Consider the following 23,177-nt stretch of genomic DNA (forward strand, 5'->3'; position numbering starts at 1 on the left):
GAGGAGGCCCGGGATGTATACCTTATTTGTCGTTGACGACGAACCTTTAACCCGAGAATATGTGAAAACGAACCTGGCGGAGCTTCATTCGGAATGGTTGTTCGCGGGGGAAGCCGGGGATGGCCAAGAAGCGCTGGACATGCTGGAGGACGGGCGATCGGTAGATTTACTCGTCACGGATATTAAAATGCCGGTCATGGACGGCCTCGAATTGGCGCGCAACGCGGCTCAGCGGTTTCCGAACCTCAAAATCGCCATCTTATCGGGATACGACGAGTTCGCCCTCGTCAAGGAAGCGTTGCGCTCCGGCGTACACGAATATTTGCTGAAACCGGTCGTCAGAACCGAATTCGTCGGCATGCTGGACAAGATCGCCGAGGTATTGAAGACGGAGCGCAGGAAGCGGCTCGCTTACGAAACGATGGTCAGCTTGTCGCAGACGACCAAATCGCAAGTCGTGAACCATTTCCTGAAAGCCGTCGTGTCCGACAACAACGTGGAAATCAAAGCGTTATATCCGCTGCTGTTCCGAATGAAAGTCAGTTTGGTCGAAGCCGAAGGCGCGATTATGGCGCTGGAGATGGACGAAGGCCAGCTGTTGCGGAGGGACGTATCGCCGAACGATCTGCCGATGTTCCATTATATCTTGCATCAGACGACGTTGGAATTGGCGGAGCCCGAGACGGGCGTCACGCCTTTCTTCGACTCGGAGCAGCGCACTTGCCTCCTGATAACCGGAGACGACGAGACCGATCTGCTCGATAAATGCCGCGCGCTGTTCTCGAGCATCGGCGAAGCGATGCGGAAGATGACCGGGCTCGAGGTATGGGGGGCGGTCGGTTCCGTGGAAAGCGAATCGCTGCAGCTGCATGTTTCCTACCGAAAAGCTCTCGCCCTGTTGAAAAAACGGCTCTTCTCCCCTTCCGGCGAACTATTCATGCACGATGAAGCCGAACCGCCCGGACCCGCTCTCAAGAAGTTGGACAAGGCGATCGCCGGCATCCGTTCCGCGCTGTCCGACCAGCATGATCCCGGTTTCGTCTCGGCGCTCAGGCTCTACATGGAACTGATGGAGGATAGCTCGACCGGGAAGTTATTCAGATTCGGCGCTTTTCTGCTGAATCGTCTTCAAAAAAGCCAAGAGGACACTGCGCTCGGCGGTTACGAAGCGTCTCTGCTCCGCTTGAAGCAGCTCTCCGGGCAATTTCCCGCGCCGGATTCTCCGGAAGCCGTCGCGACCGCCTACCGTCACATGCTCCAGCCTCTTGCCCCTGCACGTTTAACCGAATCGGGCTTAGCGGGCGACGAAGAGCACGATATCGTCAAGAAAGCCAAAGAATATATTATCGGCCACTTTGCCGAACCGCTCAGCCTGGCGCTCATCGCCGAGATAGCAGGCGTTTCGCCGGGATACTTGAGCAATTTGTTCCAACAAAACGACAACGAATCGTATATCAAGTTCTTGACTCGGGTTCGAATGGAACATGCGGCGAAGCTGCTTCGAGCGAAACCCGCGGAAAAAGTGTATGCGATCTCGGAGAAAGTCGGCTATGTGAGCGTCAAGCATTTTTCATACGTATTCAAGCAGTATTTCGGGATTCCGCCAGGGGAATACCAGGAAAAGGTGTAGCATCCAGGGCAATCGCTTACGAAAACGCGAGACCACATCCGATAAGGGATAACCGTCAAAATGACCATTATCAATAAACAAACGACATCTTAGTGGATGGTTAACGGTCAAATTGGCGGTTAAAGTTTCCATTTGCCTTGTCTATTGGAGGTTGTAGAGAACTTAACGGGCAAGATGACCGTTATGTACGGGGGACGGGTTCTCTGAACAGTCATAACGGTCAAAATGGCAGTTATCGCATCCGTCGACTTGACCGAAACGACTCCTGCCGATCCGTTGATCTCGTAAGCGATTGCCCTGGCGTAGCATCCATTCAAAAAAAAAGGCCGAGGGCAGCCATTCGCCCTTGGCCTTCTTTTGCTTTAGATTCCGTTACAGATCCTTCCAGCGTTGCGCGGTCAAGTCAATCGTCTGCGCGCCGCCGGACGTCGTGTACGTCCGGTTGGAGATGTCCGAGCCGTCGGCGTTCGCTTCTACGCTCGACCAGGCTCCCCGCGTGAATTTGAATTCAAAGCTGGTCCCCGCGGAGAAAGGTAACGTGATTTGATACGTTCCGTCCGCTTGCTTCGTTAATTTATACGACGCGTTGGCCGCATCCCAGTTCCCGAGGGAGGATGCCATATACACATCCGCGGTCGCAGGCGTATTCGCCGGGACGGCCAATACGATCGTCAGACTGTCGGGCTGCGGTTCTCCGGAAATAATCGTCCCGTTCGCGAAAGTGGATACGCCAGCCGCGAAACGGTAATTTTGGCCGTTATTGTTGTCCCACGTTCCGTTTCCGTCGTTGAATACCGCCGACAAGCCGGTCGCCGATCCGAGATTGATCGTGATTTTGCTATAGCCGCCGAACTCTGAGTTCTGCATCGCAACGCCCGGAGCGATCGTCCATGAGCCGCCGTCTACTTGATAGTGGATAAACGGAGCCGCGAAGCCGCGTTTGTAATAGATCGTCGCCGTATTGCCGTTGCCCGCCGCAGTCGTCACCGAGATCGCGTTGCTTGCGGAAGATACGTTGCCTTTCGCGTCTTTCGCTTTTACGCTATACATCGCGGAAGTGCTTGGCGGAAGTCCCGTTACCATGTAGCTCGCAGCGGCTGTCGTCCCGACCAGTTGGCCTTCCCTATAGACGTCGTACCCGACGACTCCGATATTATCCGAAGAGGCGTTCCAGGCAAGCGATACGGTCGTGTCCGTCTTGCCTGTGGATACTAGGCCGGTCGGTGCCGTAGGAGCTTGAAAATCCGGCGCGCCGGATGTAATCGTCCCCGCGTCGAAGGTCGAAGTACCGACCGGGAACAAATAGTTCAGGCCGCCGCGGCTATCCCATGTTCCGCTGCCGTTGTTGAAGCAAGCCTCCAGTTGCGTAGCCGATCCGATATTGATCGTATACTTGTTGTATCCCGCCACTTCGGATGCCGGCATCGGCACGCCCGGTACGGCCGTCCAAATTCCGTTCAGATTGTAATGGATGTATGGCGTCGTAAAGCCTTGTTTGTAGTAGATGACCGCGTAATTGCCCGGGGCGCCCGTCGTTACCGAAACGGCGTTGCTTGCCGAGGATACGTTGCCTTCCGCGTCTTGGGCCTTAACGGTAAACACGTATGCCGTGTTCGCCGTCAGCCCGGTCACCGCAAAGCTCGTGACGGCCGTCGTTCCGATAAACTGGCCATCTTGGTAAACATCATAACCGGCAACCCCGACGTTATCCTCTGCAGCCGTCCAGAAGAGGCTAACGGTTGTATCCGTCTTGCCTGTCGTCGCGAGTCCCGTCGGCGCCGTCGGCGGCTGCGTATCGACAACCGGGAAATCCTGAGTATATGTGCCCGCTGCAAACGTGATGATTCCCGGCTCGAAATAGTAGTTTCTCCCTTCCTTGTCGTCCACCGTTCCTTGCCCGTCGCCGAAAGCCGCGACGAGGCCGGAATAGGAACCTCCGGTATCGACCGTCGTTTTGCTATAGGCCGGGTATTCCGATTGCGTCATCGGCGCTTCGGACCACTGCGCCGTAACATCTAATTTATAGAGAATATTCGGGGTCGCGAATCCGCGTTTGTAATAAATCGTCACGCTGTTCGAGGACGGCGTCGTTACCGTAATCGGATCGCTTGGCGCCGATAAGTTGCCTGACTTATCGACGGCTTGAATCGTATACGAGTTCGTTTGATTTGCGGTAGCCGGCATCTTGTATCGGATCGAACTCGTTGTGTCATATTTGACGCCATCGCGGTTCACGATATAGGAATCGATCCCCGAACTATCCGCGGAAGCATTCCAGGCAAGACCAATGGCGCTCATCACCGCATAGGTGGAAACCAATCCGTCGGGCTTGGACGGAGGCGTATAATCTCCGTATGCGTTAACCGTCATCGCAGGCGCGCTCGCGCTCGCGACCGAAATATTAATCCCCGTATACTTCTCGCCTGACCAGTCGTTCCGGCCGCTGCTCGGGTTCGACGTCGGATTGAATTCCGTCTTGTAGCCCGCGCGGTAATACGGATCGTACATGCCGTACGTCTCCTCTTCCAGATCCAACGGCTTGTTCGAGTCTATGTGCCAGATGGCGATGCCTCCGCTCGCGACGCTTAAGCCGGCGTCGTAACCTTCCTTCTGGCGGTTCTCCACGAGAAAATATTGATTCGGATTCGAGGTCGGCAGCTTTAATACGTTGTATTCGCCGGTAGACGCCGATTTCACGGAATAAGGCGTGCTCATGCTGGAATCGACGACGATCGGATCGACGAATCCGAGCGTCACTTTGCACCAAGCGTCCAGTTGGACCGGCGTCGCGCCCAAATATTCGCCCGCAACGCTTCCCCAGCTCCCGTTTGCCATCAGACTGTGCGTGCCGATCCCCACATAGCTGCCGTTCGTGTACAAATCCGGCAACCCCAGCATATGGCCGAGCTCGTGAGCCAATATCCCGATCGTCGCGCGGTGATCGCCTTGAATTTCGCCTTGCTGCGTATAGCCCCCGTTATAGACGTAATCGCACAGCCGCTTGCCGTCCAGCGTCGGAACGGCGTCGCCTGCCAAGTTGGTCTTATGTCCCCAGACGTTCGGAAGCTGGCTGCTATAGCTTGCCTCGTAACCTGCCAATATCGTGACGACATGAAGCTCGTCGTTGCCGATTCCGCCGTCGCCGTTCGTATCGAAGCTGGCGAAGTCGATATAAGCATCGGCAGCGGTCAGCGCTTCTTTTACCATTCCGGCGGAATGCGGCACGTTCAGGGATACTTTGATAACGCCGTCGTCGGAAGTTCCCGACGTCTCTTCCGCCGGCACGAAATCGAGCCGGTTGTTCGAAGTAGATCGGTAGAAGTTTCTAACCGTCTTGCCGGAAGTTTCAAAGAAGGTATCGCTCCATTCGTTATCCGAATATTGGATCGTCGCGTTGGTGAACTGAACGAGCAGAACGAGCACTTTTTGCGTGCCCGTCGTCCTGAGCGGGGATGACGAAGCGATTGCCGGAGCGGCTTCCGAGGACTGCTGGCTGTTTTCCCCGCTTGCGCCGGAAGCGAGCGAGCCCGATGGATTTTTATTTTTCTCGGCTTTTTCATGGAGTTTGTCGCCGTTTCGTTTCATGTCGTTGCCCGTCAACGCGTTCTTGGGCTTGGCGTCGATTCGCGCTTTTCGGCCGCTTGGCTTCAACTGATCGAGTACGATTTCCGCATAGCTCCAATACCCTTGCTTGTCGCGAACGACGACTTCATCCTGGTCGGTTTCGACCCAGTTCAGCCATTCGTCGCCCTTAAGCTCGCCCTTGAACTTCTGACCGGTCGGTTGCTCAAAATCCTGAATTCCGCTTCGTGCCGGAGCGGCCGATGCGACGAGAGCGATCGCGAGCGAAATCGCGAACGCCAGCGCCGACATCGCGAGATACCGATAAACCTTTTTCATCCCATCCTACCTCCAAATCTATCAATCTCTAAATGAATAGACGGCGTATTAAAAATTACCCGCCGCAATCGATAACGGCGGGTAATCCCGGTACTATGATGTTTTGCCTGCCTTACTCGACGTTGCCGAAGTACCATTGTTCGCCGGTCGTCGTCACCCGGTAATGGATCGCGATCGTATCGTCGTCGTTCCACACCGAAGTGCTAGGATCCTGGCGGGAAAGCACGATGTTCAAGTACGACCAGTCGCCCGTCGCCGAGGAGCCCGTGCTGGACAGCGCGGACAGCGGAACGACCATCTCGATATCGCCGGAGGACGTGCTCCACTGCGGCTCCGTCACCCCGGAAATCGTGCCGGTCGACGTCCAGCTTCCGCTTTGGACGTTGTACTTCGCGTAGCTGCTGCTGTCGCTGGTTTTGCCGACCGCGTACTGCATGCCGCGCTCCAGCGCGCCGCCGTTGATGCCGGTCGTCTTGGAAGCGGCCGCGCTCGCTTTGAGGTCGGTGCCGTACACGTACATGCCGAATTTCGGCGCGGCGCCCGATGCGGAGAGCGCGTTGCTTCTGTTCTTGATGCGCACGTACAGATTGTTGGCGTCGTTGCTGACGTACACCTTCGTCAAGTCCGTATCGCCGGACGCGGATACGGAGTCGTTCTTGAAGTCCGTATAATACGGGACGTTGCTCCATTGCGTCAAATCGGATGCGACGTTCGTCGTCACGTTGATCGTCTTGAACACGCCGGCGTTCACTTGCGGCGAGGTTACGCGGAAATCCGCTTCCCCCTCGTAAGCGAGCGCTCCCAGGATGAACCAGGCTGCGGTAACCGGCTCGACCGACGTGCTGATCAGCGGCTTCAGATCGACGCGCGATACGGCTTCGCCTTGCGCCATATAGCCGACGGAGGTACGGGAAGCGATCCACTTCAGGTAGTTCAGAGCCGTACTTAACTCGCCGCGGTAAATATGATGCAGAGCGACATAGGTGCTCATTTGCGGCCAGGAAGGCTCGTCGCTGAGCGCTTCGTTGCCGGCGGGACTCCATTGGGACGTGTAGTAGAACACGTCGCCGTCGTAGCGGGCGATGCCGTAGTTGTCGTGCTGCAAATTCGTTTTGATTTTGTTCACGTGGCTGACCGCCCTGGAAGACATGGCGTCCAGCACGCCGTAGACGATCAACGCGTTCGAGGACGCGTCGACAAGCGCATTCTCGCTGCCGTTCGTCGCAACCGCGCGGTTAAAGTAGCCGCCCGCCGCGTTCCACAAGCCTTTCGGGCTAAAATCGTTCGGTTTCTGGATGTTGGTGCGGATTTTGCTTGCCGCGCCGTTGTAATTGTCGGCATCGCCCGGCAGCCCTTTCGCTTTGGCCATGTACTGCGCGGCGTCCAGGCCGGCAACGTACAAGGCTTGCGTGAAGGTGTTATATTCGACTTGCTCTTCCCAGATGCTGGAGTCCGCTACGCCGAGCCCGTAAGGATCGCTGCCTAGGCTGGACCAGACGAAATCGGCCGTTTTCTTGTACTTCGTCCAGATGTTGTTCAGGAACGTCGTATTTCCCGTCAGCTTGTAGTGGTTATACGCGCCGATGAGGAAGATGCCCATGGAATCGTGCTCGGGTTCGACGAATGGCACGTAGGCGTTCGTCCAGTAGTCGAACGTCGTCTTGAACGTGCCGTCCGAGCTTTGGCGGTCGGCCAACCAGTACCAATACTTCTCCGCTTCCTCGTGAAATCCGGCTTGGTCGAGCACCATGGCCGTAACGGCGGAATCGCGCGCCCACACTTTGTAGCCGTACGCAATGGGATTGGTCGTCGCGGGCGTCGGGCCGTACGTCGGATTCGTCGCGTTCTTGATCGAGATCAAGCCGCGTTTGAACATCTTGTCGAGACCGTCGTCGGCGAAATCGACCGTTTTCTTGCCCGGAGCGGTCAGCCAATTGTTGTACCTTGTTTGCGTTTCCGTTTGCCAGTACGAAGCCGATTGCGCGCGCGCCGTATCGATCGCCGCTTGCGCCGCGGACTGCGTAGGCTGCAATGTGGTTACGAACGATACCGTTACAGAGCTGTTTGCCGGAATCGCGATGTTGTCCTGGAACGCGATGCTGATGTCGGGAGCCACGACGTCGTTGTTGTTTTTCACCGTGCCGTTGCTGTCGAAGCTGATCCAAGGAGAAACGTTGTTTTGGCTAGTCGACGTTACCGTATCGTTCGCGACTTGGTGTCCGTCCGCAGCCTGGAACGCTCCGAGTCCGAGGAAATATTGGCCGGAGCCGCTCATGTCGACGAACATCGCGTTGCGGCCGCTGTCCCACCAGCCGTGGTTGTTGCTGTTCGTCCCGCCGATCGTCTTGTTGTTGACGTGCAGCATTTCGAGCAGGTTGTAGTTGACGGACGACGCGTTATTATTGGTGAACGTCAGCGTCGCGACGGTGAAGTCTTCGTTCGGCACCATCGCGAAGTCTTTCGTCACCGTAATCGGCATGGAGCTGCCGCTGTATTGCAAATATTTCGTGCGCACGATGCCTCCGTCGTCGAAATAAGCCTCCGATTGGAAGTTGCCCGTATTGTTGTATTTGACGCCGCTTGATTCGTTGCGGAAGAAGCTCGTATAGTCTTTGATCTGGTTGACCGAGTAGTCGTTCGCGATCCGCATTTCGCCAATCCGGGGACCGCCGCTTCCAGCATCGTTCTGCGAAAGCTTGCTCGCTTTCCAGAGGCTGACCGCGTTGTCCCAGTTGTTCATGTACAAGCTCGTGACGGAACGGTCGGTCGGCTGCGTCGCGTTCGGATCCGGATCCGGATCCGGATCCGGATCGGGATCGGGATCCGTCCCGACCGCGTCGATATCCAGATGATCGAGGTTAATCGAGTTCGCGTTGGTGGAAGCGTACCAGAGAACGACGCTATGGTAACCCGGCTTGAGAGAAGCGACCAATTCGCCGTAAGCCCACGTGTCCCAGTTGCCGGTATTGCCGAAGTTGACGGTGCCGGTGTATTTGCCGTCGATGATTACGTCTCTCGTCGCCGCCGTTCCGCCGTTGCCGTAGCGGAAGCGAAGCTTATAATCGCCCGCGGTCGCCGTGTTCACGAAGAAGGAAACGCCGTCGTTAACCGCCGTGAACTGATCGACGAAGCCCGTCCCCGTATATCCGGTATGGTTCGTGTTCGTAGCCGTATTCGACTTAATCGCGGTTTCGGCTTCATAGATGTCGTTCGTCGGCGCGTTGAACGTTTTCTTCATATAAATCATATCCCAGTATTTCAGATCCGGGAGCGTGAAGGAAACGTATTTGCCGACCGTGTCCGTGCCGCTCGTGAACGTCAGCGACTGCGTAGCGCCATGGTTCAGATCAGGGGAGGCCAAGTAAACGCCGGAGATATTCTCCTCGTTGCCGATATAAATCTTCGTCGCCTTGTTCGTGTAGAACGTCGGCTGGGCGCCGGCATTGCGCCATTTCGTGTCGTTGTTCGTCAAATTGATCAGATGGACGATGTTATAGTCCGGCGTGCGCTTGAAGCGCGTCCATACGGAGCCCGCGCTGGCGCTGCCGCTCGTCGACACGCCCGTGATCGTCATGAATTGGCCGCCCCCGTCGTTCTCTACGACATTCGAATCGTAAAGGAGGTTCTCGTAGGCGGTAACGAAGTTGTAATGATCTTTCATTCCGTTTTTCAGGCTGTTTCTCATTTGCTTGCTTGCGTTCGGGAAGTACGGATGCCCGAGCATTTGGTCGCCTTCGCCCATCTCGATGCGGGAGGCGCCGCTGGAGGCGATCGCCGCGTTCGCGAGACGTACCGAATTTTCCTCGAACGTGCCTAGCGTCAAGCTGTCCAGGTTAATATGACCGGTATTGTCGGAATCGCGCGCCAGCTTGACGGTGTGGCTGCCTGCCGTCAACTGGACGACGTTATAGGCGTCGAATGCCCAAGCGTCCCAGTTCGCTTGATCCAGGAACTCGATTTTTTTCTGAAGCGCGCCGTCTACGTATACGTTACGCGTCGCCGTGGAGCCGATGTCGTTCGCGTAGCGGAACACGAGCGCGTACTTGCCTGCTTCCGGGGCGTTGATCGTAAACTGGACATAGTCTCCGAGCTCGCCGTACTGATCGACGAAGCCGCTGCCCGTATAGCCGGTATGGTTCGTATTCGTGGCCACGCCGTTCAGCGCGGCGGATTCCGCCTCGTACCGCGTGCCCGAGTTTTCCTCGTAGTTCATGTACGCGGCAAGAACGAGCGGCTTTCCGCCGTTATTTTGGCGAACTTGGTTCACGTAATCTTTCAATTCCAAATAGTCGTCGGCCTTATACCATACTTCGCTGTAATCGAAATCGGTGTTCGCGTTCTTCGTCACGTCGTTGACCGCCCAGCCGTTTTCTACTCCGTCGACCATGTTGAACGTGACTTTCTTGCCGGACAGGCCGTTATTGTTCAAATCCGTTTTCAATCCGTTGACGAAGCCGGAGAACGAATTAGGCAAGTCGAGAACGCTGCCGTCGTAGGCGTACGTGTTGTCCCGCTGGCCCATCTGGTCCAAGTGGATGCCGTCAAAACCGGCCGTGTTCAAAATGTCGCGGTATTGGGCGTAAATATGGTTTCGCCACGCCGTGCTGGCCGGGTTGAACAGCCACAGGTTCGTATTCGGGTTGTTGTCTACGAAATCGAACACGAATTGGTTCGTGTGGGAGGCATCCATGTACATGCCGCCCTGCGGGCTGACGCCGGAAATTTGCTCGTAGCCTTGCAGCGCCGCGTAGGTCATCGTATACGGCATAGCTGCCGCATTATAGTTGTGGACGGACGAGATCAGGTTTTGAATCGTAGGCCAAGAGAGCGTGAGCTTACCGCTCCAGTCGGTCCACGAGCTGTCGATCGTACCGCCGGTGCGCTTGATCATGTTCTCGTGGCGCCACATCCAGTCATACAGCTGGAAGGCGTTGATGTGGTAGTCTTCCATCGTTTGCTTGACGCGCGCATCCGTTGCGGTGCTAGATTCCCCGACCGGGAATTCGCTCATAAAGCCGTAGCGCGGATATTTGGTCCAGTCGCTGGACACGTCGATCGCCGTAGCTCCGTTCGACCCGCTTAATCCGGTCGTAACATGCGCGAAATAACCGCGGAAATCGGTGGCGGGAGCCGTCCAGTTAAAGGTGATCGTCGTAGAGCTGCCCGCCCCGACGTTCACGTTCTGCACGGCCGAAAATACTCCCGTTTCAAGATAAAGGATATTCAAATAGACGTTGTCGTTGTACGCCGATCCGGAATCGTTCGTGATTTCAACCTTGATCGCGACCGGATCGCCCGGATTGTACCTGGCTTTGTCGGTATATACTCTCTTAACGATGCCGTTTGCCGCCGCATGGGTAATCCCGATCGGGATAACCGACAGGACGACGGAAAGCACTAGCAATACTTTTAGCAGCGTTCCGACTTTCCGTGTCTTCATAAAATCTCTCCCTCGCGTTCGTTATTTTAATAGCCATTCAAGCTTGCCGCCTTGAGGCTGCCCATCCCGGTTATCGTGAACGGACGACGTCCCCCGTTGCTTCCGCCACCCCCTTGCCCGACAATTTGTCGGAAATATTTACAATTTGATTCAGCTTTTATCTTACTGAGTCCGCGGAATCCTGAAAATCCGAATTATTCATAATAAGGTGCGTATTTTATCTTTCCAGTGAAAATTCGGCCCCGATTTTTCCGAGAATGCTAGCCGTAATACGCGAGATGGACGAAAAGTTTTCGATGAGCATCTCCTCGTCGTCGAACAAGATATCGAAGCGCCGTTCGACCGACACGATCAAGTTGATGATCATGACGGAATCAAGCCCCGAGTTTTGGATAGGCTCCTCATCGCCCTGCAATGGTTCTTCCGGTTGCCGATTCGTCATCTCCGCGACTTTGCCGCGAACGATTGCCGCGACTTCCTCCTTGTGCATGGCGTACATCGCGCCACCTCCTTTGACTGTCATTGAATCCGTCAAACTTGTACGGTTCCCGCCATCTCACCTCCTTGCCTTCAGTTTAAGAAATAAGCCTTCTTCGCGGAACACCGATTATTAAAGATTAAAGTGCGAATTTTCAAGCGCGGCGATCAGGTCGTTTACGACTTTGGACTCTTTCTCCTTCAAAGCGCCGATTCGATCGATGTTGTTCAGCAAATGTCGGGGGTTGCCCGTTAATTCGTACTTCAACATCATGTTTCTGGCGACGAGAGCGGCATTCTCCATTTCCTCGTACGCTTGACGGAACGGCTCCATGCCGGTCCAGCCGAAAGTGTCGGCCATGTAGCCGATCCTCGAGCGCATGCACTTTTTATGCTCCCAGGACAGATGGAAAGGACGGATATCGAACGAAATCCTCCCCCGGAGCAAATACTGCATATACTGAGTCAAGCAATCGTACACCTTGATGCCGTATACTTGTTTTTTCGGATTTCGGAAAATGCCGAAATGCCGTGACGTATCGCTCCCCTGCAAGTATTCCTTGAGCAGGTCGATGACCAGCCGAAGATCGAATTCGTACTCTCCGCCCGCGTCGAACCGAAAAAGGTGCACGTAATTCAATTCGTCCTTGACCATTTCCATGCGGTCGTAAGCGTCGTTCAGTTCCTCGTAGGAGATTGCGCTTTTTTTATAAGAGCCCGATTTGTCGTAACCCACGGTGTAAAGCCGTTCGTTCTCGTCGTCGTAGCCGTAGATGAAATTGTCGTGATAGAAGGTTTGCTCCAGGTAGGCTCTTTTGTGAGGCAAGTAATACTCGTTCAGGAAGAGGTAAACGGCGAGTCCTCGATCCAGGCTGGAGATCAGAAACTCGTGAACACGGGGGTAGGCCGCGGAGATCATACTGCGGGAGATTCGCTGGGCGTCGAGCCATGGCAACGGGTAAACGGTGAAATCGTAGTTGTAAAAATCGAAGTGAAGCGTTCCTTGCTCTAGAAAATCGGCGGCGCAGCAAAGCTGAATGAAATTGCTGTGGAACCATGGCAAGATCTCCTCGTGTCCGGCCATTACCGACAACGGAAAAGCGAGATAGTGATACCCGTTAATCGGCGGTTCCGCGAGCGGTACAATGCGGGCGGCCATCGCCATCACCTTCCTTTATTCAGGTTTTATGCGGTCTTGCGAATAAAGCAGCTTCAGTATATAGCATATATCGCCGCATGGTCCCAGAATAAAAAAACGTACTCTTATCTTAAAATACGGCGGTTTTGCTCCCTACGCCCAGCTTCTATACTAAGGGTGAATTTATTCCTGAAGGGAGAGAGTCATAATGAACCGAACGAAGGCGACCTTATTCCGCCTGCTTATCAGTACGCTTGCCATCTTCTGCGTCATCCCCTCCGCATCGACCGCGTTCGCCGAAATCGCCGCTTCCCACGTCTATCACAACCACATGCCTAATTTTTGGCCTTACTACGACACGAGCAATTACCAGTCGACGCCGATCGGCGGCGAAATCCGTTACATGTACGACGGGCAAGTCATCAATCTCAAACAAAATCCGCCTTCCGGTTACACCTATTTCTTGCCGAGCGGCGCGCCGATGCCGCACGACGATCTTGTGTCTTATTACTCTCACCATGCCAAAACGGGCGCTTATCTGAACTGGCCTTGGAACGTGGCAGGTACGCTGGACGCGAACCATCCTAACGCGCAAATGCACGTCACGATGTCGGGCGCGCTTTTGAACAACGTCAACAGCCTCATGTACACCAATAATGTAAACGGTTACAACAACACGAATTGGGGGGCGCCATGGCGCAACGCCTATACGTCTCTCCTGACTCAGAACAACAAGCGCACGATGGATCTGATTCATTTTACGGGCCATCATTCAATGGGACCTTTAGTTGGGAACGACTACATGTTGAAAGATTTGATCTATCAAAGCGCCACCTTGGCGCAGCCTTTTTTCCTCGGCAACTCGTTCAAATCGTCCAAAGGGTTCTTTCCGACCGAGCTCGGCTTCTCGGAACGGATCATTCCCGTGCTTGCCAAGCTCGGCATCCAATGGTCCGTCATCGGAAACAATCATTTCTCGAGAACCCTCAAAGATTATCCTTACCTGAACGATCCGGGAGTGGATACGAAGATCTCGCCGCCGAACCGGGCGGACCTTCAAAACACGAGCAACATCGGTTCTTGGGTATCGCAGCAAATGTTCAACGAAGCGCATGTCGTCCAAAACAAATATCCGTTCGCATCAACGCCCCATTGGGTCCGTTACGTCGATCCGGCCACGGGCCAGGAATCGAAAGTCGTCGGCGTTCCCGTCGCCCAAGCGGAGTCGTGGGAGGAGTCGTACCAAGGCCAAGTGACAGCGACCGCGTTGAAGCCGTTCGAAGGCCTCTCGCCTCAAAAGCAGTTTTTCGTCGTCGCCCATGACGGGGACAATTCCTCCGGCCGCGCCGGATCCGAGGAGACTTGGCGCAACGCGGGCAATGTTACCTATACCGATACCGGCGTAAAAGGGATGGGGATCGACGAGTACTTGATCGCGAATACGCCGCAAGCCTCCGACGTCGTCCACGTACAAGACGGCTCCTGGGTCGATACGCGCGATTCTTCGTCCGATCCGACATGGTACCATTGGAAGCTTCCGTTCGGCGTTTGGGATACGGAGCGTGCCGCATTCAACAACGCGAACCCGGACACGTTAACTCCCAAACAAAATTTGAGCGGACAAACCGAGAAATTCACGGTGTCCTTCGAATACGGACACCACTTCCTGGAGCGCAACTTCGCGTTGCTGCAGGCGGCGCTGAACTACGCGAAGACAGCCGAACAAATTTGGCTGGACGACCATCCGAACAACTGGCAACCGACCACCGCCCTGGACAACGAAATTACGTATCCGGGCAACCAGCTCAATCCTTGGATGATCTCGTTTCCCGTCAAAGGCGACCCGAACAACGATTACAGCGGCGGAGCCAACCCCGCCGAGCTCGGCTGGTACTTCCTATTGCCCGCTCTCGACTCGGGCTTCGGCTACTACGACGAGAATACCGACGATAACGTGAAACCGACGTTGTCCTTCAATAATTCCTTGTTCTTTACGAAGCCGCTTGTATCGGCAAGCCCTTCGAAGGACCGCACCGGACCGTCCGTGTGGTGGCCGCAGCGCTATCCGTACAATCCCGGCAGCGTGAACAACAGCAAGGCCGAAGGCTGGACGACCCACCATTTCGATAATACGTTCGCCATCTACACTTACGCCTTCGACACTAGCAGCATATCCGACATCAAAGTGAAAGTCAGAACGCATACGACGCAAAATATCGATGCTTCGGATAACACGTATAAGGTTTACAATCCCGCATCGCTGCAAGCCCAAGGCATCTCGAACATCGATCCTTCCAAGGTTAGCGCCTGGACCGATTATCCGATGACCAAACGCGATATGCGGGCCGATATGAACGGCGTCGACTGGCAAAGCGCCAGCAAAGCGACGATGCAGAAAGTGCCCGCTCAAGAAATCGGCGATTTATATTTTTCATATTTGAAAGATTTCCGCAACCAGTACGTCGACTATTACATCGAAGCAACGGATAGCCAAGGAAACGTTACGAAAAGCGACATTCAAACCGTCTTCGTCGGGGCCGGCAAATACCGTTTCGACTCGCCGACCGGCAAGTATATCGAAGACATCAACGGCACGGTCAACGGGACTTATCCGTTCGTCACCGATACGCCGTTCATACCGGACACGACGCCGCCTTCCGCGCCGACCGACATCGCTTCGCCTTCGCAGTCCAAATCTTCGATTGCCCTTACATGGACGGCTTCCACGGACAATGTCAACGTCAAAGGCTACGACATTTACCGGGACGGCGCGAAGGTCGGCAGCTCGGTTACGAACAGCTTTACGGATTCCGGCTTAACCGCGCTGACCGGCTACACCTATACGATCAAAGCTTTCGACGCCAAAGGCAATTTCTCGGCGTTCAGCATCCCGTTCGCGGTCAGCACGTCGAATCAGGGAAATACCGTCACGATCTACTACAAGAAAGGCTATGCGACCCCTTATATTCACTGGAGGCCGGAAGCCGGCGTATGGACGACCGCGCCGGGTACTCCGATTCCGGCGTCGGAAATTGCCGGATTCAATAAAATCACGCTCGACATCAATTTGGCGAACCGCGCGGAAGTGACGTTCAACAACGGCAGCGGCAGCTGGGACAACAACAACGGACAGAACTACTTCTTCAATGCCGGGACTTCGACTTATACGCCGGGATCCGGCGGTCCGGGCACGATCGCCTCGGGCATACCGGTAGACAACGTCGCTCCGACCGTGCCGGCCAACTTGAACGCGACCGGCATTACGAGCCATAGCTTAACGCTGAACTGGTCGGCTTCCACGGACGCCTTCGGCGTGACGGCTTACGACGTCTATCGAGGAAGCGCTCTCGTCGGCACGACCTCCAACACGTCGTTCGTCGACGAAGGCTTGGCGCCGCTCTCCGCCTATACGTATACCGTAAAAGCCAAAGATGCCGCAGGCAACGTATCCGCCGCGAGCGCGGCGCTCTCCGTCACGACGAAATCGGACGACGCGACCGCGCCTTCCGCGCCGGGCAACTTGACCGTTACGGGAACGACCTCTTCCTCCATCTCGCTTTCCTGGTCTGCCGCGACGGACAACGTCGGGGTCGCGGAATACGCGATCTATCGGGGCGGCGCCAAAGTCGCCACGGTAGCCGCAGGAACGACGAGCTATACCGATGCCGGGTTAACCGCGAGCACGACTTATGCTTACACGGTCACCGCTTCGGACGCCGCGCATAACGAATCGGCGCAAAGCAACGCGGCGACGGGAACGACGAACACTGCCCCGGGCAACCTCGTAACCATCTACTACAAGCGCGGCTTTGCCACGCCGTACATTCACTACCGACCGCAAGGCGGATCCTGGACCGCCGTTCCGGGCGTTCCGATGCCCGAATCCGAAGTCGCGGGCTACAATAAGTATACGATCAACATCGGATCGGCCACGCAATTGGAAGCTTGCTTCAACAACGGCAGCGGTACGTGGGATTCCAAAAACGGCGCCAACTATTTCTTCGGAGTCGGAACCTGGACCTATACGCCGACGGGACAAATTACGTCCGGAGCGCCGTCCGGAACGACGGACACGACGCCTCCGAGCGTTCCGGCCAACTTGACGGCCCCGTCCAAAACAGCGACGTCGGTCACGCTGCAATGGAGCGCGTCAACGGACGACATCGGCGTAACGGCCTACGAAATCTATCGCGGCGCGACTTTAGCGGGAACGACCTCGCAGACGACGTTCACCGACACCGGGCTCGCCGCCGCTACCGCTTACTCGTATACCGTGAAAGCGAAAGACGCCGCGGGCAACGCATCGGCCGCGAGTTCGCCGCTCGCCGTAACGACCGAAAGCACGACGAACAATTTCGTCACGATCTATTACAAACGCGGATTCGCGACGCCGTTCATTCATTGGCGTCCGGAAGCAGGTACGTGGACGACGGCTCCCGGAACGGCAATGGCCGCGTCGGAAGTAGCGGGATATAACAAAATCACGCTAAACGTCGGAAGCGCGACTCGCGCGGAAGTTACGTTCAACAATGGAAGCGGACAATGGGACAGCAATAGCGGACAAAACTATTTCTTCGGTCTCGGCACCTGGACCTATACGCCAAGCACGACGGGGGGAGCAGGAACGATGAAGTCGGGAGCGCCGGGGGTCAACATGGTGACGTTCACGGTGACCGCCCCAAGCAACACCCCGTTCGGGGATTCGCTCTATATGGCGGGAACGTTCAACGGATGGAGCCCCGCGGATCCGAACTACCGCATGACGAAAAACGCGAACGGTACTTATAGCGTAACGCTGCAGCTGCCCGAACAGACGAGAATCGAATTCAAAATTACGCGCGGCAACTGGACGACGGTCGAAGTCAATCTGAACGGACAGGACATTCAGAACCGGACGTATACGACCGTAGGCGGAACGGAAGCCGTTAATCTTACGATTCAAAAGTGGAAAGACATATAAGGAAGTCGAAACTTATGCTTTCTAATCCTTCGAATAAAGCCGTTTCAGACCTCCCGCGAGGTTTGAACCGGCTTTTTCTCCTTCAGCTTCTCCCCTCCCATTCGGCGTAGAAGCGCTCCAAGTATTTCTCCATGAAAGCGTGGCGTTCTTCCGCCAGCCTTCTGCCGGCTGCCGTGTTCATCAGTTCCCGCAGCTTCAGCAGCTTCTCGTAAAAGTGGTTGATCGCCGTGTCCTTCCCGTGGCGATACTCCTCTTCGGTCATGCGCTCCCTCGGCGGCAAATCCGGATCGTGAATCGGGCGCCCCTTGTCTCCGGAATACGCGAACACGCGGGAGATGCCTACCGCCCCGATCGCGTCCAGCCGGTCCGCATCCTGCACGACCTTGCCCTCCGTCGTCTTCATCGGAGCCCGGGAGCCTCCCTTGAACGACATCGTGCGGATGATCTCCAGCACGTGAGCGACCTGATCCTCGCCCGCCCCGCTTTTCTCCAACCAGCGTTCCAGCTCCAGCTCGGCCGCGCGGGGATCGTCGTTCAGCTTCTCGTCCGCCATATCGTGCAATAGCGCGGCAAGCTCGCAGACGAACGTATCCGCCCCTTCTTCGAGGGAGATCGTTCGCGCCGTCCTCACGACGCGGTCGATATGCCACCAGTCGTGTCCGCTGCTGTCCTCGTGCAGCTTGGCGCGCACCCATTCGACCGCCTCCCCGGCGATCCTCTTCTGCTGCTCCGTCCATAAAGCGTCGTGCATATTTCCAATCTCCTTTCGATGTCAAGCCCGGCATAATCTTCTAAAATAAGTGCTACCATGTTATTCACCGGCAAGCAAAAACGCCTTCGGCATCCGAAGGATGCCGAACTAGCTTTGCGTAGGGATCGGATAAGAGTAAGGATATCGAATACTCATTCTCCCCGATCCTTCAAGCCAAAACGCCTTCGGCGAATTCATGGGCAAATCTCTACTTATTTTATCATCTTTCGTGCTCGGGAGTCCCGGGTGCGAGGTAGCTAGACAAGTCGAATGAGTCTCTCTTGCACGCACCGTTTAAGTGTAGAAAAGTCATCTAAATGCCGATATTTCACGTCGCAGCGATAATTTGCGGTTAGCGGACATCCGCAAAACAAAGGCATCCCGCTCGGCCTCGAAGCCGAATGGGATGCCTTTTTTCATGTGCGACGTTACTTTAATGTCCCATCATACGACCTTCTTCGCCTTCCGGCGGATGGGTCTTCTTGATGAACAAGCCGATGATCAGAGCCACGATGGCGACGAACAGGCCGATCCAGAACGCGTTGTGGAGGCCGGATATCATCCCTTTGATCGCCTCGGCCGGATTCGTCGGGTCGCTCGAGTCCTTGAGGTAATCTTTCGCTCCGTTGGACATGACGCTGATGAACAGCGCCGTCCCGATCGCGCCGGACACTTGCTGCAGCGTGTTCATGATCGCCGTGCCGTGCGGGTACAAGTGACGCGGCAGTTGGTTGAGGCCCGTCGTCTGCGCCGGCATCATGACCAAGGAAATGCCGATCAGCATGATGATATGGATCGTAATGACGTAACCGGTGCTTGCCGTCTCGTCGATGCCCGTGAACATCCAGATGGAGATCACGACGAGCAGGAGGCCCGGCGTGACGAGCACGCGAGGTCCGAATTTATCGAACAGCTTGCCCGCGACCGGAGCCATGATCCCGTTGATGACGCCGCCCGGCAGCATCGTCAGGCCGGATTTGAATGCCGTCATCAGCAATGCGCCTTGCAAGAACATCGGAAGAAGCGTCATCGTCGAGAACAGCGTCATCATGATGACGAACATGAGCACCGTCACGAGCGCGAACATCGGGTATTTGAACGCCCGCAAATCCATGACCGGTTCCTTTAGCACCAATTGGCGCCAGATGAACAGCAGCAGCGCGACCGCGCCTACGATGATCGTCCAGTAAACCTCCGGATCCGACCAGCTATGGCTGCCCGCCGAGCTGAAGCCGTACACGATGCCGCCGAACCCTGCCGTCGACAGGAGAATGGACAGGATATCGACCTTCGGCTTCGTGATTTCCGAGACGTTCTTCATATAGACCGCGGCGAAAATAATCGAGAAAACCGCAAGCGGAATGACGAGATAGAACAACCAGCGCCAAGACAGCGAGTCCATGATCAAGCCGGACACCGTCGGCCCGATCGCTGGCGCGAACATAATGACGAGACCGATGAGCCCCATCGCCCCGCCGCGCTTCTCCGGCGGGAAGATCGCCAGAATCGTGTTCATCATGACCGGCAGCATGAGCCCCGTGCCTAAAGCCTGTATAATTCGACCGACCAGCAACACTTCGAATTCGGGAGCGACGGCGGCGACGACAGTCCCTGCAAGGAATAAGATCATCGCCCCTAGGAACATTTGCCTCGTCGTATACCATTGTTGAAGCAAAGCCGTAATCGGAACGAGCACCCCTACGACGAGCATGTAGGCGGTCGAGAGCCACTGGATCGTGGACGCCGACACGTCGAATGCTTTCATGAGATCGGGTAGCGCGTTGCCGAGCAGCGTTTCGTTCAGAATCGCAACGAATGCGCCGATGATAAGCGCGATGACGATAGGCCCTCTTCTAATTTTGCTTAAGTCGGGCGGTGATGCCTTCTTGGTACTTGCAGCGCTCATGATGTTTCCTCCTGCCTATCCTCTATCTATTTTTCCACACTTGTATGCTTAACTCTACAAATGTATAGTTGATAATATACACGTTGCGACTGTGCCCAGCCAAGAATCAGTTCGCGGTAAAATGTAGCTTAATCTACAGAGGAGGGCAAAATGTATACGAACAAGCGAGATGCCGGCGTAAGCGGCTCCACCGACGCCAAGACGGACTTGCGGATTCGGCGCACGCGCAAGCTGCTCTGGGAGGCGCTGATGGATTTGCTCGAAAATCGGACGTTCGAATCGCTCAGCATCCAAGAAATCTGCGACACGGCGATGGTGCACCGGACGACGTTCTACAAGCATTTCGAGGATAAGTATCACCTGCTGTCGTACGGGCTTTCGTTAACGGACGAGCTGTTCGCGAACAAGAGCCTCGAGGAACGCCTGCTTCACCCGATGAAGACGTTCCGGAGCTTCGGGGACACGAAGCCATTCCGGACGCTCATGAAAGCCGCCGAGGAAAACAATTTCTTGAGCAACATGATGATGAAACACGGCGCGGAGTCGTTAAAGCGGGATCTGGCGGAAGCCCGCAAAAACGGCGTCCTATTCGATATTCCCATCGAGATTCTCGCCGCTTTTTATTCCGGGGCCGTCTCCTCGCTCTGTTCCTGGTGGATGGAGAACGGCATGATGCATTCGCCGGAGGAGATAGACGAGTATCTCGGCCGGATGATCAACCGCGAGTTATTTTCCCCCGAACGGGGGTAAAAGAAACGCCATGAATGCCAAAAAAAGCTCTTCCCGGTCGAGGGGAGAGCTTGTTTCGTCTGTTATCATGCGCGAGTCGACTTTCACGATTCTCGGCGCTCCGCCCCCGCGTCGTCCAAATGCCGTTCGTCCGGAACGCCGATGAATTCGAGATGGCCATAGCCCCATCCGCACATGTCTTCGAGAACGCTGTCCAACGATCGGCCGTGCTCCGACAACTCGTATTCCACTTTCGGAGGAATCTCGCCGTACACCCGGCGCACGATCAATCCGTCCCGCTCCAGCTCCCGAAGCTGATTCGTCAGCATCCCTTGCGTGACGTTGGGTAGCAGACGCCTGAGTTCGCCGAACCGTTTCGTGCCCTCATGGAGAAGAACAAACAGAACGAGCGGTTTCCACTTGCCCCCGATCGCCTGCAGCGTCGCCAGAATGCCTTGCGTCGGCATCGGTTGCCGATGATGGTCCGCCATGCGTATGCGCCTCCGATCTATTCGTTCGTTATTCCGATTACCCTGACTATAGCAGAGTATCCGGTTCGTTCACAGTACGACGTTTTTACGGACTTAGTACGGTTTTCAGTACTCATAACGGTATGTACGGAGGGACTATGTACGGAAAAAAAGCTTACTTCGCAAATACGGGAACATCCCCAATAATGAGGCTAACTCGCGAGGTTAATCCCATTTTGAAAGGATGATCCGCATGAAGACTATCGTTATTTCCGCGCACCCCAACCTGGAAAGATCTCGGGCGAATCAAGCGATGGCGAACGAAGCGAAAAAATACGGAGACGTGGCGTTCCGCGACCTGTATCAAGAATATCCCGATTGGACGATCGACGTGAAGAGCGAGCAAGAGCTGCTGCTTCAATACGATCGCATCGTGCTTCAGTTCCCCTTTTACTGGTACAGCGCCCCGCCCCTTCTGAAAAAATGGTTCGACGACGTCTTGGCCTACGGCTGGGCTTTCGGCCCTGGCGGAGATCATTTGAAGGGCAAAGAATTCATCGTCGCGACGACGGCCGGAGGGACGGAGAACGCCTACCGCGCCGGCGGGGAGAACCTGTACACGGTCAGCGAATTGCTGCGGCCGATCCAGCGTACGCTGACGAAGTGCGACGTCGTTTATTTGCCTTCTTTCGTCACGTACAACGCCAATGCGGGCTCGGATGCTTATATCGCGGAAGAGGCGATCCGATTCGCGGAGCATATCCGGAAGCCCGCGGTCGCGCTCGTTCAATAACCGCGAAGATGCACCGGTCATCGGCACGATGAACATCGAACGCCTGAAGGACTGCATCAAAGCGAGCGACATCTACCTGACTCGCGAAGAGTGGTACGGCACCTACCGCGCCGCGGGGAACGTGCTTCCTTAACTCGGAGCCGGGCACTCTTGGCCAACAAAATGCAAAAGTACATGTTGTTTAGATCGTCTCTTTAATCGTCCGTGGACAACCTGCAAATCTGCAGGTTGTTTGCTGCTTTTCGCGCAATACGATCCATTTCGGCTCAATAAACTGCATATTCGCAGGTTGTTGAGCCTTTTTACCGATTTTGGACCGATCAACCTGCATTTTTGCAGGTCGTCGGGGGATTCATTTCAAAATCGTTTGGCGTTGGTGTGGCAGCGGTTCCCGAAGCTTGCCGATATCGACGGGATGCTTCATGTGCTTGTGCTAATATACTTACTAGGCACGACATCGCATAACCATACCCCGTTCGCCGATAGATAAAACGGATGTCCGTCACGATGCATGGCGGCGGCATCTATGCGCAGAAGAATGCCTTGCCCATGGCGGTTCCCGACTTCGAGAGCCGTACGCTCGTCCGCGGATAGATGCACATGTTGCCTCGAGCGCTTGAGTATACCCTCCGACCGAATGCTCGCCAGAAATCTCGAAGCCGTTCCATGATAGAGCATATCGGGCGGTTCGCGCCGGGCCAGCTCGACGTCTACGGGCACGGAGTGGCCTTGATTCGCCCGAATCTTCGTTCTATCTTCGTTGAGAGCATAGCGTTGCTTGCCGTTTTCCATGACGATGCGATCCAAAGAGGCGCGATCGATGTTCTTGCCCGCAATCTTGCATCCCGCCAGCAGCGCTTCCACGTCCGCCCAACCATTCGCATCCAGTTCGATCCCCGCGGCGGACGGCTGGTGGCGTAGCACGTAGCTGAGGAAACGGCCGGCTTCGACGTCCTTATCGCTTTGTTTCATTTGTCATATCC

The 23,177-nt window shown here is 55.6% G+C and carries 12 protein-coding genes and 1 pseudogene; 5 read left to right on the plus strand and 8 right to left on the minus strand.

The window, feature by feature from the left end:
* The first annotated feature begins 13 nt into the window (after positions 1–13).
* Positions 14–1,630 (plus strand): response regulator transcription factor, encoded by a 1,617-nt coding sequence (locus ACFPPD_RS09520; RefSeq protein WP_209748916.1) that lies wholly within the window; start codon positions 14–16, stop codon positions 1,628–1,630.
* Positions 1,631–2,002: 372 nt separating this feature from the next.
* Here the strand turns inward: ACFPPD_RS09520 and ACFPPD_RS09525 are convergent, their stop codons facing one another.
* From ACFPPD_RS09525 to ACFPPD_RS09540, 4 genes are all read right to left on the minus strand, one after another.
* Positions 2,003–5,530 (minus strand): M6 family metalloprotease domain-containing protein, encoded by a 3,528-nt coding sequence (locus tag ACFPPD_RS09525; RefSeq protein WP_209748917.1) that lies wholly within the window; start codon positions 5,528–5,530, stop codon positions 2,003–2,005.
* A gap of 112 nt (positions 5,531–5,642) precedes the next feature.
* Complete coding sequence (locus ACFPPD_RS09530) at positions 5,643–10,970, minus strand: glycoside hydrolase family 66 protein (protein ID WP_209748918.1); 5,328 nt, start codon at positions 10,968–10,970, stop codon at positions 5,643–5,645.
* Positions 10,971–11,187: 217 nt separating this feature from the next.
* Positions 11,188–11,469, minus strand: coding sequence for an acyl carrier protein (locus tag ACFPPD_RS09535; protein WP_209748919.1), 282 nt, complete (start codon positions 11,467–11,469; stop codon positions 11,188–11,190).
* Positions 11,470–11,580: 111 nt separating this feature from the next.
* Positions 11,581–12,606: a hypothetical protein gene (locus ACFPPD_RS09540; protein WP_209748920.1), complete on the minus strand. Its 1,026-nt coding sequence runs from the start codon at positions 12,604–12,606 to the stop codon at positions 11,581–11,583.
* A gap of 187 nt (positions 12,607–12,793) precedes the next feature.
* Here ACFPPD_RS09540 and ACFPPD_RS09545 point away from each other — a divergent pair, with 187 nt between their 5' ends.
* Entirely contained in the window at positions 12,794–17,545 is a 4,752-nt protein-coding gene (locus ACFPPD_RS09545; protein WP_209748921.1) for a carbohydrate binding domain-containing protein, read from the plus strand.
* 82 nt (positions 17,546–17,627) lie between these two features.
* Here ACFPPD_RS09545 and ACFPPD_RS09550 read toward each other — a convergent pair whose 3' ends face one another.
* Entirely contained in the window at positions 17,628–18,296 is a 669-nt protein-coding gene (locus ACFPPD_RS09550) for an HD domain-containing protein (RefSeq protein ID WP_209748922.1), read from the minus strand.
* Between the two features lie 433 nt (positions 18,297–18,729).
* Positions 18,730–20,202 carry a DHA2 family efflux MFS transporter permease subunit gene (locus ACFPPD_RS09555; protein WP_209748923.1) on the minus strand — a complete coding sequence of 491 codons (1,473 nt, stop codon included), beginning with the start codon at positions 20,200–20,202 and terminating at the stop codon, positions 18,730–18,732.
* Between the two features lie 150 nt (positions 20,203–20,352).
* Here ACFPPD_RS09555 and ACFPPD_RS09560 point away from each other — a divergent pair, with 150 nt between their 5' ends.
* Positions 20,353–20,952, plus strand: a complete 600-nt coding sequence (locus tag ACFPPD_RS09560; protein ID WP_209748924.1) for a TetR/AcrR family transcriptional regulator — start codon at positions 20,353–20,355, stop codon at positions 20,950–20,952.
* An 83-nt stretch (positions 20,953–21,035) separates the two neighbouring features.
* Here ACFPPD_RS09560 and ACFPPD_RS09565 read toward each other — a convergent pair whose 3' ends face one another.
* Positions 21,036–21,422 carry a winged helix-turn-helix transcriptional regulator gene (locus tag ACFPPD_RS09565; RefSeq protein ID WP_209748925.1) on the minus strand — a complete coding sequence of 129 codons (387 nt, stop codon included), beginning with the start codon at positions 21,420–21,422 and terminating at the stop codon, positions 21,036–21,038.
* Positions 21,423–21,654: 232 nt separating this feature from the next.
* On the opposite strand from ACFPPD_RS09565, the gene ACFPPD_RS09570 reads away from it, so the two are divergent.
* Both ACFPPD_RS09570 and ACFPPD_RS09575 read left to right on the plus strand, forming a co-directional pair.
* Positions 21,655–22,194, plus strand: coding sequence for an NAD(P)H-dependent oxidoreductase (locus ACFPPD_RS09570; RefSeq protein ID WP_209748926.1), 540 nt, complete (start codon positions 21,655–21,657; stop codon positions 22,192–22,194).
* Between the two features lie 13 nt (positions 22,195–22,207).
* A pseudogene (locus tag ACFPPD_RS09575) lies at positions 22,208–22,327 on the plus strand (aldo/keto reductase); the annotation flags it as partial.
* Positions 22,328–22,614: 287 nt separating this feature from the next.
* Here the strand turns inward: ACFPPD_RS09575 and ACFPPD_RS09580 are convergent.
* Positions 22,615–23,166 (minus strand): RNA 2'-phosphotransferase, encoded by a 552-nt coding sequence (locus ACFPPD_RS09580; protein ID WP_209748927.1) that lies wholly within the window; start codon positions 23,164–23,166, stop codon positions 22,615–22,617.
* Between the last annotated feature and the right edge of the window lie 11 nt (positions 23,167–23,177).

Source organism: Cohnella suwonensis (assembly GCF_042655365.1).
Taxonomy (GTDB): domain Bacteria; phylum Bacillota; class Bacilli; order Paenibacillales; family Paenibacillaceae; genus Cohnella; species Cohnella suwonensis.

Coding starts and splice junctions, on each gene's coding strand:
- ACFPPD_RS09520 (WP_209748916.1), top strand. CDS start 14: ATGTATACCTTATTTGTCGTTGACGACGAACCTTTAACCCGAGAATAT.
- ACFPPD_RS09525 (WP_209748917.1), bottom strand. CDS start 5,530: ATGAAAAAGGTTTATCGGTATCTCGCGATGTCGGCGCTGGCGTTCGCG.
- ACFPPD_RS09530 (WP_209748918.1), bottom strand. CDS start 10,970: ATGAAGACACGGAAAGTCGGAACGCTGCTAAAAGTATTGCTAGTGCTT.
- ACFPPD_RS09535 (WP_209748919.1), bottom strand. CDS start 11,469: ATGTACGCCATGCACAAGGAGGAAGTCGCGGCAATCGTTCGCGGCAAA.
- ACFPPD_RS09540 (WP_209748920.1), bottom strand. CDS start 12,606: ATGGCCGCCCGCATTGTACCGCTCGCGGAACCGCCGATTAACGGGTAT.
- ACFPPD_RS09545 (WP_209748921.1), top strand. CDS start 12,794: ATGAACCGAACGAAGGCGACCTTATTCCGCCTGCTTATCAGTACGCTT.
- ACFPPD_RS09550 (WP_209748922.1), bottom strand. CDS start 18,296: ATGCACGACGCTTTATGGACGGAGCAGCAGAAGAGGATCGCCGGGGAG.
- ACFPPD_RS09555 (WP_209748923.1), bottom strand. CDS start 20,202: ATGAGCGCTGCAAGTACCAAGAAGGCATCACCGCCCGACTTAAGCAAA.
- ACFPPD_RS09560 (WP_209748924.1), top strand. CDS start 20,353: ATGTATACGAACAAGCGAGATGCCGGCGTAAGCGGCTCCACCGACGCC.
- ACFPPD_RS09565 (WP_209748925.1), bottom strand. CDS start 21,422: ATGGCGGACCATCATCGGCAACCGATGCCGACGCAAGGCATTCTGGCG.
- ACFPPD_RS09570 (WP_209748926.1), top strand. CDS start 21,655: ATGAAGACTATCGTTATTTCCGCGCACCCCAACCTGGAAAGATCTCGG.
- ACFPPD_RS09580 (WP_209748927.1), bottom strand. CDS start 23,166: ATGAAACAAAGCGATAAGGACGTCGAAGCCGGCCGTTTCCTCAGCTAC.